The 11,159-nt window shown below is 72.1% G+C and carries 10 protein-coding genes and 1 pseudogene; 4 read left to right on the top strand and 7 right to left on the bottom strand.

The window, feature by feature from the left end; genetic code table 11:
• Both AB0M20_RS10570 and lpdA read right to left on the bottom strand, forming a co-directional pair.
• The coding region (locus tag AB0M20_RS10570) for a biotin/lipoyl-containing protein (protein ID WP_364296659.1) at positions 1-546 on the bottom strand (546 nt) is incomplete at its 3' end.
• A gap of 33 nt (positions 547-579) precedes the next feature.
• A complete protein-coding gene (gene lpdA, locus AB0M20_RS10565; protein WP_364296657.1) occupies positions 580-1,968 on the bottom strand; it encodes a dihydrolipoyl dehydrogenase in 1,389 nt (462 codons plus the stop codon).
• A gap of 200 nt (positions 1,969-2,168) precedes the next feature.
• Here lpdA and AB0M20_RS10560 point away from each other — a divergent pair, with 200 nt between their 5' ends.
• The gene (locus AB0M20_RS10560) at positions 2,169-2,489 is read left to right on the top strand and encodes a hypothetical protein (RefSeq protein ID WP_364296655.1); all 321 of its coding nucleotides are present in this window, start codon (positions 2,169-2,171) and stop codon (positions 2,487-2,489) included.
• 136 nt (positions 2,490-2,625) lie between these two features.
• On the opposite strand, the gene AB0M20_RS10555 is transcribed toward AB0M20_RS10560, so the two are convergent.
• Entirely contained in the window at positions 2,626-4,170 is a 1,545-nt protein-coding gene (locus tag AB0M20_RS10555; protein ID WP_364296653.1) for a leucyl aminopeptidase, read from the bottom strand.
• A 109-nt stretch (positions 4,171-4,279) separates the two neighbouring features.
• Between AB0M20_RS10555 and gcvT the strand changes: the two genes are divergently transcribed.
• Positions 4,280-5,350 (top strand): glycine cleavage system aminomethyltransferase GcvT, encoded by a 1,071-nt coding sequence (gene gcvT / locus AB0M20_RS10550; protein WP_364296651.1) that lies wholly within the window; start codon positions 4,280-4,282, stop codon positions 5,348-5,350.
• A gap of 79 nt (positions 5,351-5,429) precedes the next feature.
• Here the strand turns inward: gcvT and AB0M20_RS10545 are convergent.
• Positions 5,430-6,161 (bottom strand): annotated as a pseudogene (locus tag AB0M20_RS10545) (adenosylcobinamide-GDP ribazoletransferase); the annotation flags it as partial.
• On the bottom strand, positions 6,130-7,839 hold the full coding sequence (locus AB0M20_RS10540) for a bifunctional adenosylcobinamide kinase/adenosylcobinamide-phosphate guanylyltransferase (RefSeq protein ID WP_364296649.1): 1,710 nt from the start codon (positions 7,837-7,839) through the stop codon (positions 6,130-6,132). The pseudogene AB0M20_RS10545 and the gene AB0M20_RS10540, both read right to left, overlap by 32 nt.
• Before the next feature lie 84 nt (positions 7,840-7,923).
• Here AB0M20_RS10540 and AB0M20_RS10535 point away from each other — a divergent pair, with 84 nt between their 5' ends.
• Both AB0M20_RS10535 and AB0M20_RS10530 read left to right on the top strand, forming a co-directional pair.
• Positions 7,924-8,121 (top strand): hypothetical protein, encoded by a 198-nt coding sequence (locus AB0M20_RS10535; protein ID WP_364296647.1) that lies wholly within the window; start codon positions 7,924-7,926, stop codon positions 8,119-8,121.
• Positions 8,118-8,933 carry a site-2 protease family protein gene (locus AB0M20_RS10530; RefSeq protein ID WP_364296645.1) on the top strand — a complete coding sequence of 272 codons (816 nt, stop codon included), beginning with the start codon at positions 8,118-8,120 and terminating at the stop codon, positions 8,931-8,933. The genes AB0M20_RS10535 and AB0M20_RS10530 overlap by 4 nt, the downstream gene beginning before the upstream one ends.
• Positions 8,934-8,935: 2 nt before the next feature.
• Here the strand turns inward: AB0M20_RS10530 and AB0M20_RS10525 are convergent, their stop codons facing one another.
• The gene (locus AB0M20_RS10525; protein WP_364296643.1) at positions 8,936-9,934 is read right to left on the bottom strand and encodes an aldo/keto reductase family protein; all 999 of its coding nucleotides are present in this window, start codon (positions 9,932-9,934) and stop codon (positions 8,936-8,938) included.
• A 20-nt stretch (positions 9,935-9,954) separates the two neighbouring features.
• The coding region (locus AB0M20_RS10520) for a WG repeat-containing protein (RefSeq protein ID WP_364296641.1) at positions 9,955-11,159 on the bottom strand (1,205 nt) is incomplete at its 5' end.

Raw genomic sequence — 11,159 nt, 5'->3', positions numbered from 1 at the left:
CTTGAGCCAGCGGGTCACGGTGCCCTCGGTGACGCTCTCGCCCAGCGCCGGCATCTTCACCGGGGTGCCTTCACCGCCACCGCCACCGCCGCCCCCGCCGGACGAGGCCGCGGGCTGCGGCTCGGGCTGCGGCTCCGGCTCCGGCTCGGGCTGCGACTCCGGCTGCTGCTGGGCGGGCTGCTCCTGCTCGGCCGGCTGCGCCTCGCGCTGCGCCTGCTCCTCCTGGGCGAGGGGCGGCTCGTCCTGGTCCTGCTCCTGCGTCGAGGAGGCCTGCGCCGGTGCCGGCGCGGAGTCACCGGTGTCCTCGTCGTCGCCGGCGATCACGGCCAGCTCGCTGCCGACGTCGGCCGTCTCGTCCTCGCCGACGACGATGCGGGAGAGCACGCCGGCGGCCGGCGACGGGATCTCGGTGTCGACCTTGTCGGTGGAGACCTCGAGCAGCGGCTCGTCGGCCTCGACCCGCTCGCCCTCCTGCTTCAGCCAGCGGGTGACGGTGCCCTCGGTGACGCTCTCACCCAGCCGCGGCATGGTGACCGATACCGGCATAACTCAGTACTCCTTCGCGACGAACTCGACGAATCAGGCGTGGGCGTGCAGTGGCTTGCCGGCGAGCGCGAGGTGTGCCTCGCCCAGCGCCTCGTTCTGAGTCGGGTGCGCGTGCACCAGCTGCGCGACCTCGGCCGGGAACGCCTCCCAGTTGTAGATCAGCTGAGCCTCGCCGGCCTGCTCGCTCATCCGCGCGCCGATCATGTGCACGCCGACGACCGGACCGTCCTCGACCCGGACCAGCTTGATGAAGCCCTGGGTCTTGAGGATCTGGCTCTTGCCGTTGCCACCGAGGTTGTAGTTGTAGACCTTGACCTTGTCGTCGCCGTACTTCTCCTTGGCCTTGGCCTCGGTGATGCCGACCGACGTGATCTCGGGCTCGCAGTAGGTGACCCGGGGGATCCCCGCCTCGTCGATGACCGCCGGGTTCAGCCCCGCGATCTCCTCGGCCACGAAGATGCCCTGCTGGAAGCCGCGGTGCGCGAGCTGCAGGCCGGGCACGATGTCGCCGACGGCGTAGATGTTGCCGACCCCGGTGTGCAGCCGCTCGTTGGTGATCACGAAGCCGCGGTCGAGGGTGACGCCCTGCTGCTCGTACCCCAGGTCCTTGGTCGTCGGGCCGCGGCCGACCGCGACCAGCAGCACCTCGGCCTCCACCGTCTCGCCGCCCTGGATCGTCGCCCGCACGCCGTTCTCGGTGTGCTCGACCTTCTCGAACGGCTTGCCGACCTTGAAGTTGATCTTCCGCTTGCGGAACGCCCGCTCCAGCGCCTTGGAGATCTCCTCGTCCTCGGCGGCGACCAGCCGGGGCAGCGCCTCGAGGATGGTCACGTCGGCGCCGAACGACTTCCACACGCTGGCGAACTCGACGCCGATCACGCCGCCGCCGAGCACGATCGCGGAGTTCGGCACGCGGTCGAGCTTGAGGGCGTGCTCACTGGTCAGCACGCGCTTGCCGTCGACCTCGAGGCCGGGAAGCGAGCGGGAGTAGGAGCCGCTGGCCAGGATCACGTTGCGGCCGGTGTAGCGCTGCCCGTCCACCTCGACGGTGTCCTCGGCGACCAGCTTGCCGGCGCCCTGCACCACGGTGATCTTGTCGTTCTTGAGCAGGCCCTGCAGGCCCTTGTACAAGCGGGCGACCACGCCGTCCTTGTACGAGTTCACCCCGGCCATGTCGATCGACAGCAGCTCGGCCTTGACGCCGAACTGCTCGCTCTCGCGGGTCTGGTCGGCGATCTCGGCGGCGTGCAGCAGCGCCTTGGTCGGGATGCATCCGCGGTGCAGGCACGTGCCGCCCAGCTCGGCCTTGTCGATCAGCGCCACGGACAGATTCAGCTCGGCGGCACGCAGCGCGGCGGCATACCCCCCGCTGCCGGCCCCGAGGATCACGATGTCGAAGGTTCCGCCGTTCGGCTGGCTCACGGTCAACTCCTTTTGTTCCGCCGCGGGTCACGCGCGCGAAACGGTCACAGTCGTCCAGCCCATCTTGTCACTTGTGGAACCGATCAATGCACTCAGGTGCCCTACGACATGCCGTCGATAGGTACCCTTGCCGACATCGAGACAGCCTTCAGTCCGGTTAAGGGCGGTGGCGGGGCTGTGGATGGCGTGAGGAGGGCTCGGTGGCCTGGTTCCGTCGGCGCAGGGAGCCGGGTCGTACGGCCGATCGGCAGGCGGATCGTGCCGGTCTCGAGCACCTTGCGGAGTTTGTCCGGTCTCGTCGCGGTGTGGAGGGTTTCATCGAGCCGCGCACCACGGTGACCGAGACCACGCTGTTGCTCGTGGCACACGACGGCGAGTGGACCCGGCGGCGAGTCGGGTCGGAAGAGGCCGCGCGCAAGTTCGCCCACCAGCTGTCGATGCCGATCTACGACATCAAGCTGATGGGCTACCCGCAGCGCATGCGCGACTACAACGAGCGCCAGAAGCGCCGGCCGAGCTAGCTGGTCGTCGCTCCGCTCCTCCGGGCGATCGCCCTTAGACCCGGTGAGATGACTCGCCGTTCTCCGCCGTCCCCGCAAACCCCGCGCGGTCCGTCGAAGAACGCCGGGCCATCTCACCGGCGGGCGATCGCGCGCGTTACCCGTTTACCTCGACGTCGTCGATCAGGGCCAGGAAGGTACGCACCGGCACGCCCGTGCCGCCCTTGGTCCAGTACCCGGTGGGCTCGCCGCTGTGGAAGGACGGGCCGGCGATGTCGATGTGGGCCCAGTCGACGCCGTCCGCCACGAACTCCCGCAGAAACACGCCGCCCTGCAGCATGTGCCCCGCCCGGTCCATCGACGAGTTCGTCTGGCAGATGTCCGCGATGTCGGACTCCATGCCCTTGCGGACCTCGTCCGGCAGCGGCATCGGCCAGGCCGGCTCGCCGACCGACTCGCCGGCCGCCTTGACCCGCTCGCAGGTCGCCGGGTCGCCCATCACGCCGCTGATCCGCTTGCCCAGCGACACCACCTGCCCGCCGGTCAGCGTCGACGCCTCGAACAGGTAGTCGGTGCCGTCCGCGCAGGCCCGGGCGATCGCGTCGGCGAGCACCATGCGGCCCTCGGCGTCGGTGTTCAGCACCTCGACCCGCTTGCCGTCGAACATCGTGATGACGTCGCCCGGCCGGTACGCCGTACCCGACGGCATGTTCTCCGCCATCGCCAGGTAACCGGTCACCGCGACGTCCGGGCGCAGCGCGGCGATCGCCAGCATCGTCGCCCCGACGGCGGCGGCGCCGGCCATGTCCGACTTCATCTCCCACATGCCCGCGGCGGGCTTGATGCTGATCCCGCCGGTGTCGAAGGTGATGCCCTTGCCGACCAGCGCGACCCGCTTCGGATCGGCGACCCCCGCCGGCGTGTACGAGAGCTTCACCAGCCGCGGCTCGGCCGCCGAACCCTGGCCGACCGCCACGATCCCGCCGTACCCCCCGGCCTTGAGCTGCTCGAAGTCGAGCACCTCGACCTCGAGCCCGGTGCCCTTGGCCGCATCCGCCACCGCCTCGGCGAAGGCCGGCGGCCGCAGGTCGTTGGGCGCGGTGTTGACCCAGTCGCGGGTCAGGCGCACCGCCCGGGCCACCACGGCGGCCCGGTCCACCTCGGCCCGCGCCGCGTCGTCGCCCGCATCCGGCACGTGCACCTGCAGCGCGGACACCGGCTCACGGCGGCCCGGCTGCGGCTTGGTCTTGTATCCGGCGAACCGGTACGACCCCAGCAGCGCGCCCTCCAGGATCGAGCGCAGCACCCCGGGCGCGTCCGCGTCGTCCGGCAGCGGCAGCGCCAGGGCGACCGTCGCGCTCCCGGCCAGCGCCCGCACCGCGGCGCCCGCGCCCCGGCGCAGCGTCTCCTCGGCCGGCGCCGACCCGGACGGCTCGTCGCCCAGGCCGACCGCGACGACCAGCGGCGCCGTCACCGTGCCGAGCGTCGCCAGCTTGGTCACCTCGCCGGGCGCGCCGGTCGCGCCGAGCAGCGCCAGCGTGGCGGTGAGCTTGCCGTCGAAGGCGGCGGCGATGCTCTCCGCCCCGGCCGCGGGCAGCAGCCCACCGTCCTCGTCGGGCTGCTTGTGCAAGCCGATCACGATGGCGTCGACGGCCAACTCGGCCGGGTCGGTGTCGACCAGGCGCAGACTGGGCTGGGTCACTCGGGCTCTCCGAATACGTCTTGTGCCGGAGGCGCCTCATGGGCCCGGCTCCGGCGGCTGGTGTCCCCGCGACTCTAACCACATGCTCACCCACCGGTAAGTTGACTCCATGCTTCTGCGATCTCCCCTGCACGACCGGCACGAGGCGCTCGGCGCGAAGTTCGCGGAGTTCGGCGGCTGGGAGATGCCGCTGGAGTATTCGGGCGGCGGCGTGCTCAAGGAACACACCGCGGTGCGTACCGGCGCCGGGGTCTTCGACGTGTCGCACCTGGGCAAGGCCGGGGTGGTCGGCCCGGGCGCGGCGGCGTTCGTGAACGAGTGCCTGACCAACGACCTCGGGCGGATCGCGCCGGGCAAGGCGCAGTACACCCTGTGTTGCGACGAGTCGGGTGGCGTGGTCGACGACATGATCGCGTACCTGTTCTCCGACGACGACGTCTTCCTCATCCCGAACGCCGCGAACACCGCCGATGTGGTCGACCGCCTCGCCGCCGCGGCACCGTCCGGCGTGACGGTCTCGAACCTGCACACCAAGTACGCGATCCTCGCCGTGCAGGGCCCGTCCTCGGGCGAGGCCGTCCGGGCCCTCGGGTTCCCGACCGAGCACGACTACATGTCCTTCAGCGCGGACGAGAAGGCCGTCGTGTGCCGCACCGGCTACACCGGTGAGGTCGGCTACGAGCTGGTCCTCCCGTGGGACCAGGCCGGCCCGGTGTGGGACGCGCTGGTCGGCAACGGCGTGCGGCCCTGCGGCCTCGGCGCCCGCGACACGTTGCGCACCGAGATGGGCTACCCGCTGCACGGCCAGGAGCTCAGCCTCGAGATCAGCCCGGTGCAGGCCCGCTCGGGCTGGGCGGTCGGCTGGTCCAAGCCGGCCTTCTGGGGCCGGGAGGCGCTGCTCAAGGAGAAGGTGGAGGGCCCGCGGCGCACGCTGCGCGGTCTGGAGCTGACCGGCCGCGGCGTGCCGCGCGGCCACATGACGGTGTACGCGGGCGGCACGGCCGTGGGGGAGACCACGAGCGGCACGTTCTCGCCCACGAAGAAGGTGGGCATCGCCCTCGCCCTGATCGACACCGCGGCCGGGCTGGCCGACGGCGACACGGTCGAGATCGACATCCGCGGCCGCCGCGCCGAGGCCGTCCTGACAAAGCCCCCGTTCGTCCAGACCACGGTCCGCTAGTCGCCCTCGCCGGCGGCAAGCGAAAAGTGGTAGCGCAGGAGGCCATCCGCAGCCCGGATGGCCTCCTGGGCAACCACTGGATGGACAGGACGATCAGGGTGACTGTCGTGGCCAGCTCCACGCCGGCGCCGAGGACGTCGCCGGTGATGCCGCCGAAGCGGCGTACCGCGTGCCGCACCAGCAGCACCACGACGAGCAGCGCGGCGGCGACGGCGGCCGGGCCCTGCCACGGACGGCCCGGCACCGCCCACACCGCGGCGACCCCGACGGCGATCGCGAGGCCGGCCGCCACCGGCGCCGGCACGGTGCCCGCCACCAGCGCGCCCAGCCCCTCCGGCCGGGCCGCCGGCACGCCTCGACGGCACGCGACCGGGATCGCGAGCCGCCCGGCCGTCCAGGCCAGCACCGCGCCGACCGGCGTGATCGCGGCCGCCTGCACCAGCAGCACCAGGACGATCGCCGCGACCCCGAACGGCCCGATGTCCGGCTTCTTCATGATCTCGAGCGCCTCGGGCCCGCGCCGGTAGGAGCCCAGCGCGTCCACCGTGTCGGCCAGCCCGTCCAGATGCAGGCCGCGGGTGAGGACCACGCCGGCGGCGACGGCGACCGCCCCGCCGACCAGGCCCGGCGGCAGGAGCCACAGCACCCCGGCGAGGATCAGCCCGATCAGCGTGCCCACCAGCGGCGCAACGCTCATCGCCACCGCGGCGGACCGCCGATCCACCCGCCCGGCCCGCACCGGCAGGACGGTCAGCGTGGTGAGCGCCAGGCGCAGTCCGTCAATCGTCGTGCCCGGCCAGCAGCGCCGGATGCACCGGAAGGTCGGCCGCCAGCCCGATCGCGGTGCTGATCAACGGCAGCGCGGCCAGCGCGTTCAGACCCTCGCCCAGGTCCAGCCCCAGCGACGTGACCGGGGTCAGCCCGAGCACGTCCGCGCCCTGCTTGACCAGCGCGAACGTGCCCGCGTCCGGCACCAGGCACCAGTGCCGCACCTGGCTGCCCAGGTCGCGCGCCACCAGCCCGGCGGCGATGCCCACCGGCCCGTCCAGCAGCACCGGCAGCTGCCGCGCGGCCGCCCCCAGCAGCACGCCCGTGGCCACGGCGACGTCCGCGCCGCCGAGCTGGGCCAGGATGTCCTGGGCGCCGCGCGACTCGTGCCGGATCCGATGCAGCGCATCGCGCACCGCGGCGCAGCGCACCATCCACGAGTTGTCGTCGAAGGTCCCGCCGGGGGCCAGCACGCGCGGCAGCACGGCGACCGGCTCGGCGCCCGTCGTCGCGGACAGCACCGCGGCGGCGGCCGCATCCGTGCCCACGCCGCAGGCGGCGATCACCAGCACGTCCCGGCCGTCGCGCGCGGCGGCGGCGGCCAGCGCCCAGCCCCGGCGCAGCGCCTCGTCGACCTCGGCGGCGGACAGCACCGGGCCGTCCTCCATCGCGTTCGACGGCTGTGTGCGGACCACCGCGACGTCCGCGCCGGCCCGGCCGGCGAGCCGGATCAGCGCGCCCTCGCCGCCCGCGGCGGCGTTCACCCGGCGATCGACGTCGGCCTGATCGTCGCCCGCGGCGGCCCCGCCGGAGTGCGCGCCCGACAGCAACAGCACGCGGGGAGAGGTCCACGGGCGGGGCTGGGCGGTGCTCTGGGTGCCGGCCGCGAACTCGATCGCCTCGGCCAGGGGGCCGACGCCGCCACCGCTCAGGTCGAGGGTCGCCAGGCGGTCGCGGGCGTCCGGGCCGGCGTCCTGGTCGGGCATCGGCAGGTCCATGCCCGGCTCGAAGACGACGTCCTCATCGTCGGCCGCCGAGACGTCCGGCTGGACCACCAGGTCCGGCGTCGCCTCGACCGGCGGCTGCGCGGGCGGCGCGACGATCGTGGGCGCCGCCGGCGCGGGAACGGATGCGGGAGCGGGAGCGGGATCCAGCACGTCCGGTTCGGCCGCCGCGGGTCCCGGCTTGATCCACGTCGTCTGCCCAGCCACCACCAGGGCGACCCGATCGCAGACGGCGGCGAGCGCCTGGTTAGTCGTACCCAGGGCATCCGCGAAAGCGCGACCCACCGGCGTGGCCGGCACCAGCGACAAGCCCACCTCGGGGCTCACCAGCACCACCCGTCCCGCGCACCCCTGCACCGCCGCGGCCAGGGCGGTGACCAGCTCCACGTCGTCCTGCGGCTGGTTGGCCGGGTCGAGCAGCGTGGCCACCCAGCCGCCCAGGTCGTCGATCAGCAGCGTGTCGTCCGGCTTCGCCTCGGCCAGCACCGCGGCCAGCCGGCCCGGGTCCGCGCCGGTCTCCTCGGTGGACCACGTCTGGGGGCGGCGGCGCTGATGGGCCTCGATCCGGTTCATCCACCCCGGGTCGTCCTCACCGCCGGCGGCGGTCGCCACGTAGCGCACCGACGCGGCGTCGGCGACCAGCGCCTCAGCGAACGCGGACTTGCCGGAACGGATGCCCCCGAGCACCAGCGCGGTGTTCCACCGATCAACGGACATGACTCGTACCTTAAAGCGGGGTCGCACATTGCGACGCCGTAGGGTGGAAGCCGCAGCAATGGAAAGAAGCAAAGGGGGCGGCGCATGCCGTGGAGTTGGCGGTACGAGGGCGTCGACGGGCAGCCGGTGGCCGGTCCGACCGAGACGTTCAGCAGCCAGGCCGACGCGGAGTCGTGGATCGGCCAGGTGTGGCGTGAGCTAGCCACCGCCGGCATCACCCAGGTCAGCCTGCTCGAGGACGACAGGGTCGACTACAAGATGAGTCTGCAGCCGGCGGAGTGACCGCTTCCCAGGCCGGCCGCCGCGCGCCCCGCAGCGCGTTCGTGCCCAGTCCGGTCTTCGTGGGGATCCTCGCCCTCACCCTGGTCAGCGGCTGGATGACCTGGACGACCTTCGGCAACGTCAAGGTGGACGTCTTCCTGCTGGTCATCTGCGGCTGGCTGCTGTCGCTCTGCCTGCACGAGTACGCGCACGCAATCGTCGCCTACTTCTCCGGTGACCACGAGGTGGCCGACCGTGGCTACCTGCGGCTGAACCCGTTGAAGTACACGCACCCGCTGCTGTCCATCGTGCTGCCGATCGTCGCGGTGGTGCTCGGCGGCATCGGCCTGCCCGGCGGCGCGGTCTGGGTCAATCACGAGCACATCCGCAGCAAGGCCAGGCAGTCGCTGATCAGCCTGGCGGGCCCGCTGACCAACGTGGTCTTCGCGCTGGCCCTGGCCGTCCCGTTCCTGGTCGGTCTCGGCCCGCAGGTCGAGGACGGCACGCTGACCGGCAGCGCCGAGCACATCGAGTTCTGGGCGGCGCTGGCACTGCTGGCGGTGCTCCAGATCACCGCCAGCGTGCTCAACCTCGTCCCGGTGCCCGGCCTCGACGGCGGCAACATCCTGCAGCCGTGGCTGAGCCCGCCGTACCAGCGCGCCTACAACCTCTTCGCGCCGTACGGCTTCATCCTGCTGTTCGTGCTGCTCTGGCAGTCCGAGATCAACAGGTTCTTCTTCACCTTCGTCTACTGGATCGCCGAGGCGATCGGCGTCGAACCGGGACTCTCCGCGCTGGGCTTCGAGCTGATGCGCTTCTGGAGCAACAACTAGCGTCAGGGACGCTTCGGCGGGCTGACCGTCTGAGCCGGGTCGAACTCGGCGATCGGGTTCACCACCTCGTCGATGGCCTTGAGCAGGTCGGCGTCCAGCTTCTTGCCGGCGGCGGCGGCGTTGTCGTGGACCTGCTCGGGCCGGGACGCGCCGATGATGGCCGCGGAGACGTTCTGGTTCTGCAGCACCCACGCCACCGCCAGCTGGGCCATCGACAGGCCGGCCTGGTCGGCGAGCGGCTTGAGCTTCTGCACCGTGCCCAGCACCTCGTCGGACATCCACCGCGAGATGAACTCGGCGCCGGACTTCTCGTCGGTGGCCCGCGACCCGGCCGGCGGCTGCTTGCCCGGCTCGTACTTGCCGGTCAGCACGCCCTGCGCGATCGGCGAGAAGACCACCTGGCCCAGACCCAGCTCGATCGACGTGGGCACCACCTCGGCCTCGATGACCCGCCACAGCATCGAATACTGCGGCTGGTTGGACACCAGCTGGATCTTCAGGTCCTGAGCCATCTCCCAGCCCGCCCGGATCTCCGAGGCGGTCCACTCCGAGACGCCGATGTAGAGCGCCTTGCCCTGCCGCACGACGTCGGCGAACGCGATCATCGTCTCCTCGAGCGGCGTCGAGTAGTCGAAGCGGTGCGCCTGGTAGACGTCGACGTAGTCGGTCTGCAACCGGCGCAGCGAGCCGTTGATCGACTCGGCGATGTGCTTGCGGGACAGGCTGCGGTCGTTCGGGCCCGGGCCGGTCGGCCAGAAGACCTTGGTGAAGATCTCGAGGCCCTCGCGGCGCTGGCCCTTGAGCGCGCGACCGAGCACTTCCTCGGCCTTTGTGCCCGCATACGCGTCCGCGGTGTCGAAGGTCGTGATGCCGACGTCCAGCGCGGCCTTCACGCACTCGTTGGCGGCATCCTCCTCGACCTGAGAGCCGTGGGTGATCCAGTTGCCGTAGGCGATCTCACTGATCAGCAGGCCGGAACGGCCAAGGTGACGAAACTCCATGTTCGGAGACCATACCCAGGTCAGAGCACCAGATGCGTCTCGGCGAGCAGCTGTTCTATTGCCTGCGCCACATCCGCCTCGCTGGCGTGCGCCGGCTCGATCAGCGGCTCGCCGGCGCGGTCCAGCGCGCCCCAGCGACCGCGCCGATCGGCGATCAGGAACGCCACCGGGTGAATCACCAGGCCCGCGTGCACCGGCGCGACGACCAGCTGCCCGGTCCGGTCGATCACGCCGAGCCGGTCGCCGGCGTCGACCACGGCCAGCCCCTCGGCGGTGAACCCGTCCACCCGCCGGCCACCGGTCAGCATCGTCGCGAACCGGCGGTACTTGGGCGCCACCACGACCCGCGCGTACTGGTCGATCGCGCCCCACCCGCCGCGGCGTACCGGAGCAACCCCGTGCCGGAACGGCCCGACCTCCTCGAACCCACCCGGCACGATCACCCGGTTGCCCGCGTCGACCGCGAACCAGCCACCCGCCGGATCCCGCGAGACCCAGGCCAGCCCTTCGGTGAACGGCCGCACCTGCACATATCCGGCGTCGCCCGGGATCACCACGCGGTGCTCGGCGTCGACCAGCTCCCACGCCCACGGGCCGGGCCGCCACGCGTACCCCTCCGAGAACGCCTGCCCGTTCTCCAGCGGCTGCGGCGTCGTGCGCCCGAGGATCTCGTCGGTCGTGCGCGGATAGGGCCCCCAGCCCGTCTCGGTCGCCGCGGCGGCCACCTGATCCAGCGCCAGCTCGACCCGCGCCACCAGCTCGGGATCCTCGCCGCGCCGCAGATCGAGCGCCTCCTCGAAGCGGTTCATCGCCTCCAGATGACGCCCCTGCTCGACGGCCGACCGTGCCGCCAGCTCGGCGATCTCCGCCCGCAGCCGATCGGGCAGCTCTTTCGAACGGGCCTCCTCGAACAGCCGGTCGGCCTCCGCGAAGTCCCCGCGCCACCGCAACACGTTCGCCAGCCGGGCCTGCACGATCGCGGTCCGCCGCAGCTCACCGGTGGCGACCGCATGCGTGAGCGCGGCCCGCCCGTCGGCCAGCGCGAAGTCCAGATCACCCAGCACCCGCGACACCACCGCCCGAAGGCTCAGCAACCGAGCCCGGATCGAGTCGCGTTCGGCATACTCCAGCTTGTCGGTGAGCCGGTCACGCACGGACCGCAGGTGGTCCGGCTGATCGGCGACCTCCCGCAGGGTGCCGGGTTCAAAACGCCACGGGTACGCGG

This window comes from Actinoplanes sp. NPDC051633, assembly GCF_040681735.1.
Classification (GTDB): Bacteria; Actinomycetota; Actinomycetes; order Mycobacteriales; family Micromonosporaceae; genus Actinoplanes.
Note: the sequence above shows the minus strand (reverse complement) of the source record. Positions and strands in the feature narration are given on the sequence as shown.

Coding starts and splice junctions, on each gene's coding strand:
- gcvT (WP_364296651.1), top strand. CDS start 4,280: ATGCTTCTGCGATCTCCCCTGCACGACCGGCACGAGGCGCTCGGCGCG.
- AB0M20_RS10540 (WP_364296649.1), bottom strand. CDS start 7,839: ATGTCCGTTGATCGGTGGAACACCGCGCTGGTGCTCGGGGGCATCCGT.
- AB0M20_RS10535 (WP_364296647.1), top strand. CDS start 7,924: ATGCCGTGGAGTTGGCGGTACGAGGGCGTCGACGGGCAGCCGGTGGCC.
- AB0M20_RS10525 (WP_364296643.1), bottom strand. CDS start 9,934: ATGGAGTTTCGTCACCTTGGCCGTTCCGGCCTGCTGATCAGTGAGATC.